Annotated in this window: 19 protein-coding genes; 6 read left to right on the top strand and 13 right to left on the bottom strand. The window is 59.4% G+C overall.

The window, feature by feature from the left end; all coding sequences use genetic code 11:
• Positions 1 to 5: 5 nt before the first annotated feature.
• From metW to RGU44_RS18245, 5 genes are all read right to left on the bottom strand, one after another.
• Positions 6 to 626, bottom strand: a complete 621-nt coding sequence (metW, locus tag RGU44_RS18265) for a methionine biosynthesis protein MetW (RefSeq protein ID WP_322176879.1) — start codon at positions 624 to 626, stop codon at positions 6 to 8.
• Positions 627 to 633: 7 nt separating this feature from the next.
• Positions 634 to 1,773, bottom strand: coding sequence for a homoserine O-succinyltransferase MetX (gene metX / locus RGU44_RS18260; RefSeq protein ID WP_322218443.1), 1,140 nt, complete (start codon positions 1,771 to 1,773; stop codon positions 634 to 636).
• Positions 1,774 to 1,875: 102 nt separating this feature from the next.
• Positions 1,876 to 2,466: a YggT family protein gene (locus RGU44_RS18255; RefSeq protein ID WP_322176877.1), complete on the bottom strand. Its 591-nt coding sequence runs from the start codon at positions 2,464 to 2,466 to the stop codon at positions 1,876 to 1,878.
• 27 nt (positions 2,467 to 2,493) lie between these two features.
• Positions 2,494 to 3,312 (bottom strand): pyrroline-5-carboxylate reductase, encoded by an 819-nt coding sequence (gene proC, locus RGU44_RS18250; protein WP_322176876.1) that lies wholly within the window; start codon positions 3,310 to 3,312, stop codon positions 2,494 to 2,496.
• Positions 3,313 to 3,339: 27 nt separating this feature from the next.
• Entirely contained in the window at positions 3,340 to 4,026 is a 687-nt protein-coding gene (locus RGU44_RS18245; RefSeq protein WP_322218441.1) for a YggS family pyridoxal phosphate-dependent enzyme, read from the bottom strand.
• A gap of 55 nt (positions 4,027 to 4,081) precedes the next feature.
• On the opposite strand from RGU44_RS18245, the gene RGU44_RS18240 reads away from it, so the two are divergent.
• Entirely contained in the window at positions 4,082 to 5,116 is a 1,035-nt protein-coding gene (locus RGU44_RS18240) for a type IV pilus twitching motility protein PilT (protein ID WP_322176874.1), read from the top strand.
• A gap of 81 nt (positions 5,117 to 5,197) precedes the next feature.
• Here the strand turns inward: RGU44_RS18240 and RGU44_RS18235 are convergent, their stop codons facing one another.
• The gene (locus RGU44_RS18235; protein WP_322218438.1) at positions 5,198 to 5,881 is read right to left on the bottom strand and encodes a C40 family peptidase; all 684 of its coding nucleotides are present in this window, start codon (positions 5,879 to 5,881) and stop codon (positions 5,198 to 5,200) included.
• A gap of 250 nt (positions 5,882 to 6,131) precedes the next feature.
• Between RGU44_RS18235 and RGU44_RS18230 the strand changes: the two genes are divergently transcribed.
• The gene (locus RGU44_RS18230) at positions 6,132 to 6,551 is read left to right on the top strand and encodes a TM2 domain-containing protein (RefSeq protein ID WP_322218436.1); all 420 of its coding nucleotides are present in this window, start codon (positions 6,132 to 6,134) and stop codon (positions 6,549 to 6,551) included.
• A gap of 57 nt (positions 6,552 to 6,608) precedes the next feature.
• On the opposite strand, the gene RGU44_RS18225 is transcribed toward RGU44_RS18230, so the two are convergent.
• From RGU44_RS18225 to gshB, 7 genes are all read right to left on the bottom strand, one after another.
• Entirely contained in the window at positions 6,609 to 7,880 is a 1,272-nt protein-coding gene (locus RGU44_RS18225; protein ID WP_322218434.1) for a dihydroorotase, read from the bottom strand.
• Positions 7,877 to 8,881, bottom strand: coding sequence for an aspartate carbamoyltransferase catalytic subunit (locus RGU44_RS18220; protein ID WP_219063976.1), 1,005 nt, complete (start codon positions 8,879 to 8,881; stop codon positions 7,877 to 7,879). The genes RGU44_RS18225 and RGU44_RS18220 overlap by 4 nt, the downstream gene beginning before the upstream one ends.
• Positions 8,882 to 8,903: 22 nt before the next feature.
• Positions 8,904 to 9,419, bottom strand: coding sequence for a bifunctional pyr operon transcriptional regulator/uracil phosphoribosyltransferase PyrR (gene pyrR, locus RGU44_RS18215; protein ID WP_322176866.1), 516 nt, complete (start codon positions 9,417 to 9,419; stop codon positions 8,904 to 8,906).
• A gap of 94 nt (positions 9,420 to 9,513) precedes the next feature.
• Positions 9,514 to 9,951, bottom strand: coding sequence for a Holliday junction resolvase RuvX (gene ruvX, locus RGU44_RS18210; RefSeq protein WP_219063978.1), 438 nt, complete (start codon positions 9,949 to 9,951; stop codon positions 9,514 to 9,516).
• Entirely contained in the window at positions 9,951 to 10,520 is a 570-nt protein-coding gene (locus RGU44_RS18205) for a YqgE/AlgH family protein (protein ID WP_322176865.1), read from the bottom strand. Before RGU44_RS18205 ends, ruvX begins: the two co-directional genes overlap by 1 nt.
• Before the next feature lie 64 nt (positions 10,521 to 10,584).
• Positions 10,585 to 11,487 carry an energy transducer TonB gene (locus RGU44_RS18200; RefSeq protein WP_407074604.1) on the bottom strand — a complete coding sequence of 301 codons (903 nt, stop codon included), beginning with the start codon at positions 11,485 to 11,487 and terminating at the stop codon, positions 10,585 to 10,587.
• 131 nt (positions 11,488 to 11,618) lie between these two features.
• On the bottom strand, positions 11,619 to 12,572 hold the full coding sequence (gene gshB / locus RGU44_RS18195) for a glutathione synthase (protein WP_322176864.1): 954 nt from the start codon (positions 12,570 to 12,572) through the stop codon (positions 11,619 to 11,621).
• A gap of 260 nt (positions 12,573 to 12,832) precedes the next feature.
• Between gshB and pilG the strand changes: the two genes are divergently transcribed.
• The 4 genes from pilG (at position 12,833) to RGU44_RS18175 (ending at position 16,322) form a co-directional block, all read left to right on the top strand.
• Positions 12,833 to 13,243 carry a twitching motility response regulator PilG gene (gene pilG / locus RGU44_RS18190; RefSeq protein ID WP_219063982.1) on the top strand — a complete coding sequence of 137 codons (411 nt, stop codon included), beginning with the start codon at positions 12,833 to 12,835 and terminating at the stop codon, positions 13,241 to 13,243.
• A 51-nt stretch (positions 13,244 to 13,294) separates the two neighbouring features.
• Positions 13,295 to 13,660 carry a twitching motility response regulator PilH gene (pilH, locus tag RGU44_RS18185; RefSeq protein ID WP_322176863.1) on the top strand — a complete coding sequence of 122 codons (366 nt, stop codon included), beginning with the start codon at positions 13,295 to 13,297 and terminating at the stop codon, positions 13,658 to 13,660.
• 12 nt (positions 13,661 to 13,672) lie between these two features.
• On the top strand, positions 13,673 to 14,212 hold the full coding sequence (locus RGU44_RS18180; RefSeq protein ID WP_322218430.1) for a chemotaxis protein CheW: 540 nt from the start codon (positions 13,673 to 13,675) through the stop codon (positions 14,210 to 14,212).
• 79 nt (positions 14,213 to 14,291) lie between these two features.
• Positions 14,292 to 16,322, top strand: coding sequence for a methyl-accepting chemotaxis protein (locus tag RGU44_RS18175; RefSeq protein WP_322176861.1), 2,031 nt, complete (start codon positions 14,292 to 14,294; stop codon positions 16,320 to 16,322).
• Positions 16,323 to 16,353: the final 31 nt, after the last annotated feature.

Here is a 16,353-nt window from a genome sequence, read left to right as displayed (position 1 = left end):
GTGATTCAAATCGCGATCCGGTGATCTTGCAGGCCAGGGCTGCTGACGCGGTAGATCCCGATCTCACCTAACAGATTAGGCCATAGCTTGCTGGCCCAGCCATGTCGATGTTGCTGATCGACGGCCAGCCGGTTGATGACGCGCGCTTTGCGGCCACGGCACAGCTCTTCGAAGTCGCCGAACGTACAGAAGTGGATGTTCGGCGTGTTGTACCAGGTATACGGCAGAAAGTCCGACACCGGCATCCGGCCCTTGCTGGCCAGGTACCAACGGCAGCGCCAGTGACCGAAGTTGGGGAAGGTGATGATGCACTGGCGACCGACCCGCAGCATCTCGTCGAGAATCCGGTCGGGGTAGTGCACGGCTTGCAGGGCCTGGGTCATGACTACGACATCGAAGCTGTTGCTGGCGAAGTTGCCGAGACCTTTGTCCAGATCCTGCTCGATGACGTTAACGCCCTTGGCGACGCAGTGAGCGATGTTATCGGCGTCGTTTTCCAGGCCGTAACCCGTGACTTGCTTGTGATCGCGCAGCCAGGCCAGCAGTTCGCCATCGCCGCAGCCGAGGTCGAGCACCCGGCTGCCGGCAGGGATCCAGTCTTGGATAATTTCCAGGTCGGCTCTCATGGTGTCCTCAGAGTGCAATTCGGTTCATGTAGCTGGTGAAGGCCTGCAAGTAGCGCGGGATCGGAATCAGAAAGGCGTCATGGCCTTGCGGAGCATCGATTTCCAGGTAGCAGACGTTCTTTTTCGCCGCCATCAGCGCATCCACCAGCTCCCGCGAACGGGCTGGCGAGAAGCGCCAGTCGGTGGTGAAGGAGATCACGCAGAAATCAGCCTTGGCCCCGGCAAAGGTCAGTGCCAGGTTGTCGCCGTGATTGGCGGCCGGGTCGAAGTAGTCCAGCGCCTTGGTCATCAGCAGGTAGGTGTTGGCATCGAAGCGCCCGGAGAACTCTTCGCCCTGATAGCGCAGGTAGCTTTCAACCTGGAACTCGACGCTGTGGAAGTCGTAGTTGAGTTTTTCGCTCTTCAGGCCACGCCCGAATTTCTCGCCCATCGAGTCATCGGACAGGTACGTGATGTGCCCGACCATGCGCGCCAGCATCAGGCCGCGCTTGGGGATCACACCGTATTCCTGGAAATAACCGCCATGAAAGTCCGGGTCGGACAGGATCGCCTGTCGCGCCACTTCATTGAAGGCGATGTTCTGCGCCGACAACTTGGGCGCCGATGCGATGGCCAGGCAGTGGCGGACCCGGTCCGGGTAGCTGATGGTCCACTGCAACGCCTGCATGCCGCCCAGGCTGCCACCGACCACGGCCGCCCATTGCTGGATGCCCAGGGTGTCGGCCAGGCGTGCCTGACTGTTGACCCAGTCTTCCACGGTCAGCACCGGGAAATCGGCGCCGAAAGGCTTGCCGGTCTCGGGATTGATGCTGCTGGGGCCGGTCGAGCCATTGCAGCCGCCAAGGTTGTTCAGGCTGACGACAAAGAACGTGTTGGTGTCGATAGGCTTGCCGGGACCGATGCAGCTGTCCCACCAACCGGGCTTGCGCTCATCGACGCGATGGAAGCCGGCCGCATGATGGTGCCCGGAGAGTGCATGGCAGATCAGCACGGCGTTGCTGGCGGCAGCATTGAGCTCGCCGTAGGTTTCGTAAATCAGGTCGTAGGCAGGCAGCGAACGACCGCACGCCAACGCTAGCGGCTCGCTGAAATGCACCAGTTGCGGCGTGACCAGACCAACAGAATCGTGGGGAAAGACCGTGGGCATCGACCCTGCTCTCGCATAAATGAGGCGTAAGTCTAAAGACCGCGGCCCTTAGCAGCAAGCAAACACCGGACCTGCCGGTGCCTGCATGTGGCGGAGTGAGGCTTAGATCAGCAGACGCAGGGCTTCAGGCATATAGGTCATGGCGGCGAGGTTGTTGATCACCAGCATGTCCAGCAGCTTGAGTGCCATGAACGCCAGGATCGGCGAAATATCCAGGCCGCCCAGGTTCGGCAGAATCTTGCGGAACGGCGCCAGAGCAGGCTCGCAAATCTGGTTGACCAGTTCTGCCCCTGGATTATGGCTGCCCGGTGCGACCCAGGACAGGATCACGCTGATGATCAGGGCGTAGAAGAAAATCTTCAGGAACAGTGAGGTGACCGCAATCAGCGACCAGACCAACAGCAGCAGCGGGTTGTTTATGTACCCTACAGCCAGCAGGAAGATCAGGGCGAACAGCAAAAACTGCACGATGATCGCCAGAACCAGCGAGGACATGTCCAGCCCGAACATGCTCGGAATGATCCGCCGCAGTGGTTTGAGCAGCGGCTGGGTGGCACGCACGGCGAACTGGCTCAGAGGGTTGTAGAAGTCTGCGCGAACCAGTTGCAGCACGAAGCGCAGCAGAATGATCAGCAGGTATAAGCTGCCGACGGTTTGCAGAACATAAATTGCAGCGGTGTTCAGTCCGATCATCGGTCTGCTCCTCAATGGCCTAAAAAGTTACTGGCCCAGCTGTTCGGCCATTTCTGCCGAACGATGCGCGGCAGCAGTGAGTGCTGTTTCGACCAGGGCTTCGAAGCCGCCAGCCTGGAAAGATTTGATAGCCGCTTCCGTGGTACCCGCAGGGGAGGTTACACGGCGGCGCAGCTCAGCGGCATCAACATCGCTGCCAGTGGCCATCAGTGCCGCGCCCAAGGCTGTCTGCAGGGTTAGTTGAGCAGCGGTCTCGCGCGGCAGGCCGAGTTTTTCGCCTGCGGCGGTCATGGCTTCGATCAACAGGAAAAAATACGCCGGACCACTGCCGGACACTGCGGTGACAGCGTCCAGCTGCTTTTCATCGTCCAGCCACAGCACAATGCCGACGGCCGACAGGAGTTGCCCGGCCTGCTCGCGTTGTTCGCTGGAAACACTGGCGGTGGCGTACAGGCCGCTCACGCCCTGGCGCAGGAGTGCCGGAGTATTGGGCATGCAGCGCACGATCGGGTGTTCACCCAGCCACTTGTTCATGCTGGCGCAGGTGATACCGGCGGCGATGGACACGACCAGTTGGCCGGGCTTGAGGCTTGGGCGCAATGCTTCGCACACGGCCTTCATCATTTGTGGCTTTACCGCGATCAGCACGACGTCCGCGCCTTCGATGGCCTGGGCGTTATCGGCGAACAGCTCAATGCCATGCTCGGCGGCGACTTTGGCGCGTTGCTCGGCGCCGGGATCGCTGGCACGAATCAGTGCCGCGTCCACGCCTTGGGCGCGCAACCCGCCGATCAGGCTGGTGGCCATGTTTCCGGCACCGATAAAGGCAATACGAGTGTTGCTCATGACTGAGTTCCTGTTAGCAAAATGGATTTATGGCTGGCCGTAATCGCGGGCACCAAAAAGAGCCGTTCCGATTCGAACCCAGGTTGCGCCTTGTGCAATGGCGGCTTCCAGGTCGTGGCTCATGCCCATGGACAGTGTGTCCAGCGGCAGGTTCAGGCTGTCTTGCAGGCGGCGTACCGTCGCAAAAGCAGCGTTTTGTTCCGCGCTGTCATCGGTGGGTTCGGGAATCGCCATCAGCCCGCGCAACTTCAAGCGCGGCAATGCGCTGATCGCGGCGGCCAAGGCGGGCAGGTCGGCCGGCGTGCAACCAGACTTGCTCGCTTCGCCACTGACGTTGACCTGAATGCAGATGTTGAGCGGCGGGAGCTCTGCGGGGCGTTGCTCGGACAGGCGTTGAGCGATTTTCAAGCGATCCACAGAGTGCACCCAGGCAAAGTGCTCGGCGATAGCGCGAGTCTTGTTTGACTGAATGGGGCCGATGAAATGCCAACACAAGGGCAGGTCACCTAATTCAAGCTGTTTGCTCAAGGCTTCCTGCAAGTAGTTTTCGCCGAAGTCACGCAGTCCGGCGGCAAACGCCTCGCGCAAAGCAGCGGCAGGTTTGGTCTTGCTTACGGCCAGCAAGTGGATGGTCGATGGGTCGCGTTGCGCCGCAAGGGCTGCTGCGCGAATTCGCTCATCAACTTGGGAAACGTTGTCTGCTATCGTGGACATTGATTTGCGCCAGCAGGGCTAAGGTCTGCGGCATTCTATGTGATTGGGGAGCCCTATGGATATTACCGAGCTGCTGGCTTTCAGTGCCAAGCAGGGCGCGTCGGACTTGCATCTCTCCGCCGGGCTGCCACCGATGATTCGAGTCGATGGCGATGTACGGCGGATCAACCTGCCGGCGCTGGACCACAAACAGGTTCAGGAACTGATCTACGACATCATGAACGACAAGCAGCGCAAGGACTTCGAGGAGTTTTTGGAGACTGACTTTTCCTTCGAGGTGCCTGGTATTGCGCGGTTCCGGGTGAACGCTTTCAACCAGAATCGGGGTGCCGGTGCGGTGTTTCGGACTATTCCGTCGAAAGTCCTGACCATGGACGATCTCGGCATGGGAGAAGTGTTTCGCAAGATTACCGACGTGCCGCGCGGGCTGGTATTGGTTACCGGCCCGACCGGTTCAGGGAAGTCCACCACCCTGGCGGCGATGATCGATTACCTGAACAGTAACAAGCATCACCACATTCTGACGATTGAAGACCCGATCGAGTTCGTCCACGAGTCGAAGAAGTGCCTGGTCAACCAGCGCGAAGTCCATCGAGACACGTTGGGCTTCTCTGAGGCCTTGCGTTCGGCCTTGCGGGAAGACCCGGACATCATTCTGGTGGGTGAAATGCGTGACCTTGAAACCATCCGCCTGGCGCTGACCGCTGCGGAAACCGGACATTTGGTGTTCGGCACGCTGCACACCACGTCGGCGGCGAAAACCATCGACCGGGTTGTCGATGTGTTCCCGGCGCAAGAGAAATCGATGGTGCGCTCGATGCTGTCCGAGTCGTTGCAGGCCGTTATCTCGCAAACGCTGGTCAAGAAAGTCGGTGGCGGGCGGGTCGCCGCACACGAAATCATGATTGGTACACCGGCGATCCGTAACCTTATTCGCGAGGACAAGGTCGCGCAGATGTACTCATCGATCCAGACGGGAGGTTCGTTGGGCATGCAGACGCTGGACATGAGCTTGAAAGAGTTGGTGACCAGAGGCCTGATCACCCGCGAAGGTGCTAGGGAGAAGGCCAAGACACCAGACAACTTCTAAGCGCGGGCTATTTGCGGGGGGAGGGAAGGATGCGCCGAAGGACACTCCGGCGCATTGCCTGCGCGAACGCAGGCTATACCGTCAACGCTGAGAGATGCGCAGGACGGGATCGTTCTTTGGCAGGACCCGCTTGGCGAGCACGTAATGGTCGTCCCAATAAGGCTTCTTCAGCGTATCGATCGACACTGCTTTGCCGCGACGAGGGGCATGGATGAAGCGGTCATTGCCCAGGTAAATGGCAACATGATTGACCTTGCTGCTCTTTATAGTGAAGAACAACAAGTCTCCCGGTTTCAAATCCTTGCGTTCAACTTTCTGCCCGTGGCCTGCAGCCATGGCATTCGAGGTGCGCGGTAAATCGGCTTCGTTCACATCGCGGAAAGCGTATTTGACCAGACCGCTGCAATCGAACCCTTTACTTGGGCTGCTGCCGCCCCAACGATAAGGAGTACCAAGCACATTCACTGCCCGGCTTAACACCGCGCTGCTCTGTTTGACCGGCATTTGTGCGACGGTGCCGGTTTTGCCTTTGTTCTTGGTTTTTGCAGCGGTTTTGCTCACGGATTTTCCGTGAGCGGGACGGTGACTTGTCCGGGTTGGAGCTGTTGGTTCGATGGAAGCGGTGGCTACGGGTGTTGGTGAAGAATGGGATTTTGCGGTGAAACCAGTGAAGCTTGGCGGTAACTGTTGCTCACGGTTGGTGGCGTGGGCGGCCAGCGGCATAAGCAGGCAAATAGTTAGCCATGTCTTGAAAATTGGACGCATTAGGCAGGGCTCTTATTGGTCAGCGCGCAACTTTATAACAGCTTTTTGCGTCGTTCTGACCCCGCTGGTCGAAACAAATGCGGAACGAACGTGCCCATTATTGCGGTAATGTGTCACATGGATTTTGGCAAAGCCCTTAATTACAAGGGGTTGCGCCAAGCTTTTAAGGTTTGTGCCATACGTCGGAGCTCCACATTAAAGTCACAAAATTTACAGATATTTTTTTCTATCAGCTTAAAAGAGGCAGTGAATGAACAGCTATCGTCAGGACATCCAACCTCAGGACACCCACAGCAAGATTCTTGGTTACCTGCTATGGATTGTTGGTTTTACCGGATCGCATCGCTTCTATTACGGCAAGCCAGTCACCGGAACTATCTGGTTTTTTACGTTGGGTCTGCTGGGTATCGGTTGGCTGATCGACCTGTTTTTGATCCCGAGCATGGACCGCGAAGCCGACCTGCGTTTTAACGCGGGTTCCATCGACTACAGCGTCGCCTGGATCTTGCTGACATTCCTTGGCGTGTTCGGCGTGCACCGGATGTACCAAGGCAAATGGATCACCGGGATCATCTATCTATTCACCGGCGGATTTTTTCTGCTGGGCGTGTTGTATGACTTCTGGACCCTGAATGACCAGATTTCTATCGAGAATGCGCGACGGGGGTAGGGTCAGGGAATCCTCGCCAACGCGACTGCGTGCACAGTCGTGTTGGCGAGCGATTAATCAGCTGTTATAGCTGATCCGTCCATCCACCAGAGTATACCGCACGGCCCCTGGCAGGCAGTGGCCAAGGAACGGGCAGTTTTCGCCTTTGGACAGCCATTTCTCGCCAACAACAGTAGAAGCCGTCGGGTCGAACAGCACCAGATCCGCTGGCGCACCGACACGCAATTGACCGGCAGGCAGGCGCAAGGCTGCTGCAGGGCCCGCGCTGAGGCGTGCCAGCAGGGTAGGGAGGTCGAGCAGGCCGTCTGCGACCAACGTCATCGCCAGCGGCAATAGCAGCTCAACGCTACTGATGCCCGGCTCGGTCGCGCCGAACGGGGCCAGCTTGGCGTCGCGCTCATGGGGTTGGTGATGGCTGGAGATGGCTTGAACCACCCCGGACTTCACGGCTTCACGCAGGCCATCGCGGTCGGCGCGGGTGCGCAGCGGCGGCTGGACGTGGTACAGGCTGGAGAAGTCGATCAGCGCTTCATCGGTGAGGATAAGCTGATACATCGCCACGTCGGCGGTTACCGGCAGTCCACGGGCCTGCGCCTGAGCGATCAGTTCCACACCGCGTGCACTGGTCAATTGGCTGAAGTGCGCGCGCACGCCGCTTTGTTCCACCAGCAGCAGATCCCGAGCCAAGGCCACGGTTTCGGCAGTCTCGGGAATGCCGGGCAAGCCGAGGAAGCTGGCGGTAGGGCCTTCATGGGCCAAGCCCCCTTCAGCCAGATCGCGGTCCTGAGAATGGAAAATCACCGTCAGGTCGAAGGTCGCGGCGTATTCCAGTGCCCGACACAACGTCCGGGTATTGCGAAAACTGTCCAGACCATTACCGAAGGCGATGCAGCCCGCATCGCGCAAGGCAATCAGCTCGGCCAGTTGCTCGCCTTCCAGACCCTTGCTGAAGGCGCCGATGGGGAACACTTTGCAATTGCCGGCTTCGCGGGCGCGGTCGATGATCAGCTCGGCCACGGCGGAGGTATCGAGCACGGGTTTAGTCCGTGGCGGGCAGCACAGGCTGGTGACGCCACCGGCTGCTGCAGCCCTGGTTTCGCTGGCGATGGAGCCTTTGCGGCTGTAACCCGGCTCGCGCAGGGCTACGTTGAGGTCGACCAGGCCGGGTGCGGCGACCAGACCCTTGGCCTCGATCGTCTGGCTGGCAACGAAACCTGCTGGTGCCTCGCCGAGGGCGATAATTTTGCCGGCTTCCAGGTGCAAATCAATGACGTTGTCCAGACCGCTGGTGGGGTCGATGACGCGGGCGCCGAGGATGCTGAGCTTCACTGGGCGTTCTCCTGCTCGAATTGACGTTGTGCGGTTTGCCCGCTCATGGCCATGGACAGCACGGCCATGCGGATTGCGATGCCGTAGGTGACCTGGTTGAGGATTACCGAATGGGCGCCGTCGGCCACTGCCGACTCGATCTCGACGCCGCGGTTGATCGGGCCTGGGTGCATGACAATGACATCCGGTTTGGCGCCAGCCAGACGAGCGGTGGTCAGGCCGAACAGGCGATAGAACTCACCTTCGCTGGGCAACAGACCGCCCTGCATGCGTTCGCGCTGCAGGCGCAGCATGATCACCACGTCGACGTCTTTGAGGCCGGCAGCCAGGTCGGTGTAGACCTTGACCCCGTACTGCTCGACGCCTACCGGCAACAACGTTTTCGGCGCGACCACGCGGATGTCCGGGCAGCCGAGGGCTTTGAGCGCAATCATGTTCGAGCGCGCTACCCGCGAGTGCAGGATGTCGCCAACGATGGCCACGGAGAGGTTTTCGAAACCGCCTTTGTGCCGACGAATGGTGAGCATGTCGAGCATGCCCTGGGTCGGGTGCGCATGGCGGCCGTCGCCACCGTTGATGATCGCGACCTCCGGGCAGACATGTTCGGCGATGAAGTGCGCGGCGCCCGAGTCGCCATGACGTACGACGAACATGTCGGCGGCCATCGCTTCAAGGTTGCGCAGGGTGTCGAACAGCGTTTCGCCCTTGCTGGTGGACGAGGTCGAGACATTCAGGGTGATCACGTCGGCCGACAGCCGTTGGGCAGCCAGTTCGAATGTGGTGCGGGTGCGGGTCGAGTTCTCGAAGAACACGTTGCACACCGTCTTGCCGCGCAGCAGCGGGACTTTCTTTACCGCCCGGGCGCCGACTTCCAGAAAGGAATCGGCGGTGTCGAGAATTTCGGTGAGTAACTCGCGGGGCAAACCGTCGAGCGAGAGAAAGTGGCGCAGCTGGCCCTGATGATTGAGCTGCAGTGGGCGCTTGGCGTCGATAGGCGTCATCGCAAGGACTCTTTATTAGGGGCTAGAGGGCGGCGGCAGAGAGGTTCTGGTATTCAAGTGCGAGCGGCGCGGGGCCGAGCAATTTTACCCGCTCATCGGGCGCCAGCGACAGGGTGGCGCCGACCACGTCGGGGCTAATCGGCAGTTCCCCGGCGTTAAGATCGAGCAGGCAGACCAGGGTCACGCTGGCCGGACGGCCGTAATCGAACAGTTCGTTGAGCGCAGCGCGGATGGTCCGGCCGCTCATCAGCACGTCATCGATCAGTACCAAGTGCTGGCCTTCGATCTCGAACGGCAGGGCGGAGGGACGCACTTGCGGGTGCAGGCCGCTCTGGCTGAAATCGTCGCGGTAGAAGGACACGTCCAGTGTGCCCAACGGCGACTGGCTGCCCAGCGCTTCAAGCAACGCCTGTGCGACCCAGATGCCGCCCGTGCGAATGCCGATATAACGCGGTTCAGTGATGTTGCGCTGGCTCAGATAGGCCTTCAGATCAATGGCCATCTGGCTGATCAGTGCGGCGGGATTGGGCAGACTCATGGTTGCTCCTTCAGGGGCCTGAGCGTCTTTCACGCAGGTTGCTCAGGCTGAAAACTGGATGTCTATTCTTTCAATAAAGAGATCGATAAAGCGATCACGCGTCAAACAGGGCGCCGTTGGCATCCAGCCAGCCCTGTAACAACAGCGCGGCAGCAATGGCATCCACCGGGTTGTCGCGATAGCTGCCTTTCTGCCCGCCACGGGACAGACGCTCGCCCTTGGCTTCAAAGGTGGTCAGGCGCTCGTCGTGGGTATACACCGGCAGGTTGTAGCGGCCGTTGAGTCGACGCGAGAATTTTTCAGCACGGGCACTCATGTCGCTCGGCGTGCCGTCCATGTTTAGCGGCAGGCCGACGACAATGGCGTCGGGCTTCCATTCTCGGATCAATGCTTCGACCTTGTCCCAGTCCGGGATACCGTTCTGCGCTTTCAAGATGCACAGCTCGCGGGCCTGGCCGGTAATCACCTGACCAACGGCAACGCCGATCTGTTTGGTGCCGTAATCGAAGCCCAGCAAAAGACGTAAAGCCATCAGGCGTGGCCCGCCTGACTGGTCAGCAAGCTGAGATTGACGCCCAGGCCGGCCGCCGCCGCGTGGAGGCGATGCTCACTCGGGATATCGAACAGGATGGCCGGATCGAACGGGCAGGTCAGCCAGATGTTGGCGGCCAGCTCGGCGTCCAGTTGCCCGGCTTCCCAGCCCGCATACCCGAGGGTGATCACATGTTGATCCGGGCCGTAGCCGTCAGCGATAGAGAACAGCACATCCTGAGACGTCGACAGCGCGAGGCCGCCGAGTTCGACCGTTGCCTGAAACTGCGGTCCGCTCGGGTGCAGGACAAAGCCGCGATCGGTTTGCACTGGGCCACCGGTATGAATCGGGATGTGCTGGCAGCGCAATGGCGGTTCGGTTTCCGGGCGCAGTTGCTCAAGAATGTCCGCCAGCGTCAGGCCCTGTGGACGGTTGATCACCAGGCCCATGGCGCCATTTGCGTTGTGCTCGACGATGTAGGTCAAGGTGTGCGCAAAGTTCGGATCGGCCATGTGCGGCATGGCAATCAGGAAGTGATGCTTGAGGTAGCTTGCGGGGACGTTTTTCATGAGCCCTAGTGTGGCGCTGCCCGACGGGCCTGACAACTGGCTAATGTGATAGGTGTTCAGGTCTTCAGTTGCTGGACAGCTTATCGCCACGGGCGAAACGCCAGGTGCGAATGATCTCCAGTCGGTCGATGTCAGCCAGATCGCCGGTGAACGGCGCAAAAGGCGCCGCCAATCGCACAATACGTTGCGCAGCTTGATCGAGCAGCGGCTGGCCAGACGACTCCAGCACTAATATTTCGAACAGGGAACCATCGCGGTTGATCGACACCATCATCCGCAAATTACCGTACACCTGGTTGCGCCGCGCTTCTTCCGGATAGTTGAGATTGCCTATCCGTTCGATTTTTTTACGCCAGTCTTCTTTATACCAGGCGCCTTTGTCGCGCATGGTCGACGCAGCGCTGAGGCGATGGATCTTAGGGCGCTTGGCGTACAGCTGTTGTTCGTTGGAGAGCTCGGCTTCCAGGCTGGAAATTTCGCTGGTCAGCTGCGAGCTGTCAAAGGTCGGCGCGGCCTTGACGGCGGGTTCTTGCTTGATCTCTTCGCGCTTGGTCACGGTTTTCTGGGTTTTCTGCGCAGTGGTCGCGACCGCCGTTTTCGGTGCTACCTGCTTTTCCACCGGCTTGGCGGCAGGGGGTGGCGTCACCTTGTTGATCTTGGTGTCCTGAAATGGCGCCAGCTCGGTCGTCTTGGGGATCGCCTTCTTGTCCAGCGTGCCGCTGCCCTGCTGATTATCCTGGGCGAGAAAATCGGCTTTTTTCGGCGGGGCTTCGCTTTTGAAGGTGGCGAGGGTGATTTCCAGGGTTTTGCTGATGTCTGGCGGTTTGACGTAAGCGAAGCCCACACCGAGGATCAGTGCTACGTGGATCAGCGCTGCAATCATCAGGGTAAACCCAAGCCGATCAGCCGGGCGCACGCCAGCACGGGCGAGTTCAGGGGGCAGATCGTCGGCCAAAGCGTTCATCATCAGTCCAACATTTTCACAAGCCGCGCATGATAGCGCACTGTCGCAAATACTGCGGTGTGCGCTGGTCTGGAGCAGGCCGGATCGGCCTCATTCCTGTGCAACCCGCACGGGGATCAGGCCGGGGGTAGCGTTTACCTGGCCTTGAGCTTCTTCTCGATGGCATCCATCAGCATGGACGCAATGTTGGTGCCGAAGGCATTGTCGATTTCACGAATGCACGTCGGGCTGGTGACGTTGATTTCGGTGAGGTGCTCGCCGATGATGTCGATGCCTACGAACAGGAGGCCTCTTTCACGCAGTGTCGGGCCGACTTCGGCCGCGATCCAGCGGTCATGCGGGGTCAAGGGGCGGGCTTCGCCACGACCACCGGCAGCCAGGTTGCCACGGGTTTCGCCAGCGGCCGGGATGCGTGCGAGGCAGTAAGGCACGGGCTCGCCGTCAATCATCAGGATGCGTTTGTCGCCGTCCTTGATCGCTGGCAGGTAGCCTTGGGCCATAATCTGCTGCGTGCCATTGGCCGTCAGGATTTCGAGGGTCACCGACAGGTTTGGATCGCCCTCGCGGTGGCGGAAGATGGATGTGCCGCCCATGCCGTCCAGCGGTTTGAGAATCACATCGCCATGCAGTTCGGCGAATTCGCGCAAGATGTCCATACGGCGGCTGACCAGGGTCGGCGGCGTGCATTGCGGGAACAGCGTGGCAAATAGCTTCTCGTTGCAGTCACGTAGGCTCTGTGGGCGGTTGACCACCAGCACGCCGGCGCGTTCGGCCTGTTCGAGCAGGTACGTGGAGTACACGAACTCCATGTTGAACGGCGGATCCTTACGCATCAGGATCACGTCGAGGTCGTCCAGGCCGCTGTCGATTTCGGCTCCCAGTTCGAACCAGTGCTCGGGGTCGGCGAAGACTTTCAGTGGTTTCATTCGGGCGCGTGCCTGGCCGGCGTTTTGGTACAAATCGTGCTGTTCCATATAGAACAGCGACCAACCGCGATCCTGGGCGGCAAGGAGCATGGCCAGCGAGCTGTCCTTTTTATAGGAGATGTCCTCGATGGGGTCCATGACAATCCCTAGGCGAACGCTCATGGGCAATATCCTCTGTCGGTAAGGGCCGCTTGGGCCTGAAAATAGGCGTCAGGGTGGCGCCGTGCATGCGCTGGGTCAAGAGGCAAGCGCGCAGCGTCGGGCTTTATGGATTGCGTCTGGAGAGTGTGCTAAAAAGGCTCGGCACTTGGCCTTGGGCCCCGTTAATTAAGGGGCTGGGGGCTCATGGTAGCTCCATGTCAGCCTGAAGACGCCGGGCACAACGCAGCAAATCGACTCGCCGCGGCGATGGTAGAGCAAACATGGAACAGCATTCCACAGCTTTGAAAGTGATGATCATCGACGATTCGAAGACGATTCGCCGCACCGCAGAGACGTTATTGAAGAACGTCGGTTGCGAAGTCATCACCGCGATAGACGGGTTCGATGCGCTGGCGAAGATCGCCGACAATCACCCGCGAATCATTTTCGTCGACATCATGATGCCGCGCCTGGATGGCTATCAGACCTGTGCACTGATCAAGAATAACCGGGCATTCAAGTCAACGCCGGTGATCATGCTGTCCTCCAGGGATGGCCTGTTCGACAAGGCCAAGGGCCGGATAGTCGGCTCAGACCAGTTTCTGACCAAGCCTTTCAGCAAGGAAGAACTACTGAACGCGATCAAGGCCCATGTGCCGGAGTTCGTTGCAGTAGAACAACAAGTATCTTGATGCCCTGTGACCCTGGCGGGTCGAGAGCATCCATTGCGTATGGGGAATACCATGGCTCGAATTCTGATCGTTGATGATTCGCCGACTGAAATGTACAAGTTGACCGGCATGCTGGAAAAGCACGGTCATCACGTCTTGAAAGCCGAAAACGGCGCTGATGGCGTTGCCCTGGCCCGTCAGGAAAAACCCGACGCGGTGCTCATGGATATCGTGATGCCCGGTCTCAATGGTTTCCAGGCCACGCGCCAGCTGACTAAAGACGCTGACACCAACATGATTCCGGTGATCATCATCACGACCAAGGATCAGGAAACCGATAAAGTCTGGGGCAAGCGCCAGGGCGCGCGTGATTACCTGACCAAGCCGGTGGACGAAGAAACCCTGATGAAAACCCTGAATGCGGTATTGGCCGGCTGACGGTCCGCACTCATGGCTGAGTCGCAAACCGCCTTCCAGTTGCTCCTTGAAATCGATCAGCGCTGTCGCTCTCTCGCGGCCGGTCTGCCTTTGCAGGAGACGCGACTGCAAGACTGGAGCGGGATCGGTTTTCGCATGGGCGAGCAGTGTTACGTGGCGCCCATGGGGGAGATCAGCGAGATCCTGCATGAGCCGCGTTACTCCGTATTGCCTGGGGTAAAGCCTTGGGTCAAGGGTGTGGCCAACCTGCGGGGGCGGTTGCTGCCGATCATGGATTTGTGTGCGTTTTTTGATCATGAGTTGTCGCCTGTGCGCAAGCAGCGGCGGGTGCTGGTGGTCGACTATCAAGATGTGTTCGCCGGGCTGATGGTCGATGAAGTATTGGGTGTGCAGCATTTCAATCAACGCAGCCTGATGCCTGAGCCACTTGTGGCGTTCGAAGCGGGGGTCGCGCCGTTCATTCAGGGGCAGTTCTTACGTGAACAGGCCTGGTTGGTCTTCAGCCCGCATGCGCTGGCGCAATCACCGGGCTTCATGGATGTCGCGCTGTAACGTTTTTCGGCGGGCCTCGACGGGCCCTTTTTTATTTCCGGGATGAATAGATGTTGCTGGCCAGGCGGGGCCCTGAATAATGAGCAAGACAGGTAGGTCATTGGAGGGTGAGCGCAGTCGGTCGCAGATCGCCGCGCTGTTTGTCGCCCTGATCATTTTTATCATGTTGCTGTTCGCTAACTTCGCCTACCTCAACACGCAGTCGAATTACGATAAACAGTACATCGGCCACGCAGGCGAGCTGCGCGTGTTGTCTCAGCGAATCGCCAAAAACGCCTCCGAAGCCGCCGCGGGCAAGGCGCCTGCGTTCAAGCTGTTGGCCGACGCACGCAACGATTTTGATCTGCGCTGGGGTTTCCTGAAAAAAGGTGACAAGGCCACGGGGTTGCCGTCGGCGCCGTCAGCCGTGAGTCAGGAAATGCAGGCCGTGCAGAAGGACTGGGAGAGTCTGCGCAAGAGCACCGACGTGATTGTCGCCAGTGAACAGACCGTTCTGTCCCTGCATCAAGTGGCGGCAACCCTGGCCGAAACCATTCCGCAGTTGCAGGTCGAGTACGAAAAAGTCGTCGACAGCCTTCTGCAAAATCATGCGCCGGCCAGTCAGGTGGCGGTGGCGCAGCGTCAGTCGCTGTTGGCTGAGCGAATTCTCGGTTCGGTCAACACTGTACTGTCCGGGGATGACACCGCGGTGCAGGCCGCCGATGCGTTCGGTCGCGACGCAAGCCTGTTTGGCCGGGTGCTCAATGGCATGATTGAAGGCAATCCGGTGATGAATATCACCCAGGTCCAGGACCACGATTCCCGTGTGCGCCTGACCGAAATTGCCGAGCTGTTCCAGTTCGTTTCAGGCTCCGTGGATGAAATTCTCGAAACTTCGCCCGAGCTGCTTCAAGTGCGTGAATCGGCCAGCACTATCTTCACCACCTCGCAAACCCTGCTCGATGAAGCGTCGGTGCTGGCCGATCATTTTGAGCACCTGGCCAGTGGGCGTTCGATGCACAGCATCGGCGGCTACCTGCTGGGCCTGCTGGCCTTGATGTCGATCATTTTGATCGGCATCGTGATGGTGCGCGAAACCAACCGGCAGTTGCGCGAAACCGCCGAGAAGAACGAGCGCAATCAGCACGCGATCATGCGTCTGCTCGATGAGATCGAAAACCTCGCCGACGGTGATCTGAGAGTCGCCGCGTCCGTGACCGAAGACTTCACCGGGGCAATTGCCGACTCGATCAATTACTCCATCGACCAGTTGCGCGACCTGGTGGCCACGATCAACCTGACTGCGGAGCAAGTCGCGTCAGCGGTTGCAGATACTCAGACCACGGCCATGCAGTTGGCGGCGGCGTCCGAGCATCAGGCGTTGCAGATTGCGGCTGCCTCGACCGCGATCAATAACATGGCGATTTCCATCGATGAGGTCTCGGCCAATGCGTCGGAGTCGTCGGCGGTGGCGGAGCGTTCGGTGGCCATTGCCAATAAAGGTAACGAGGTGGTGCATAACACCATCAACGGTATGGACAACATCCGTGAGCAGATTCAGGACACCTCCAAGCGGATCAAACGTTTGGGCGAGTCTTCCCAGGAAATCGGCGATATTGTCAGCTTGATCGATGATATTGCCGATCAGACCAACATTCTGGCCCTCAATGCGGCGATACAAGCCTCGATGGCCGGGGATGCCGGACGTGGCTTTGCGGTGGTTGCCGACGAAGTGCAACGGCTGGCAGAGCGCTCTTCGTCGGCCACCAAGCAGATTGAGACCCTGGTTCGGGCCATTCAGAACGACACCAACGAGGCGGTCATCTCCATGGAGCAGACGACCAGCGAAGTGGTGCGCGGCGCCCGACTGGCGCACGATGCCGGGGTGGCACTGGAGGAAATCGAGGGTGTTTCGAAAACCCTCGCGGCGTTGATTCAGAGCATCACCAACGCTGCGCAGCAGCAGGCGTCCTCTGCGGGGCAGATTTCCCGGACCATGAGCGTGATTCACCAGACCACGACACAAACGACGTCTGGCACCACGGCCACGGCGGAAAGTATCGGCAACCTGGCGAAAATGGCCAGCGAGATGCGGCGTTCGGTGTCTGGTTTTACCTTGCCACCGTCGTAAGGCCCTGGTTGAACACCCGGGTAAATAATAG

Source organism: Pseudomonas sp. 5C2 (genome assembly GCF_034314155.1).
GTDB lineage: Bacteria > Pseudomonadota > Gammaproteobacteria > Pseudomonadales > Pseudomonadaceae > Aquipseudomonas.
This window is presented reverse-complemented; position numbering and strand designations above follow the sequence as displayed.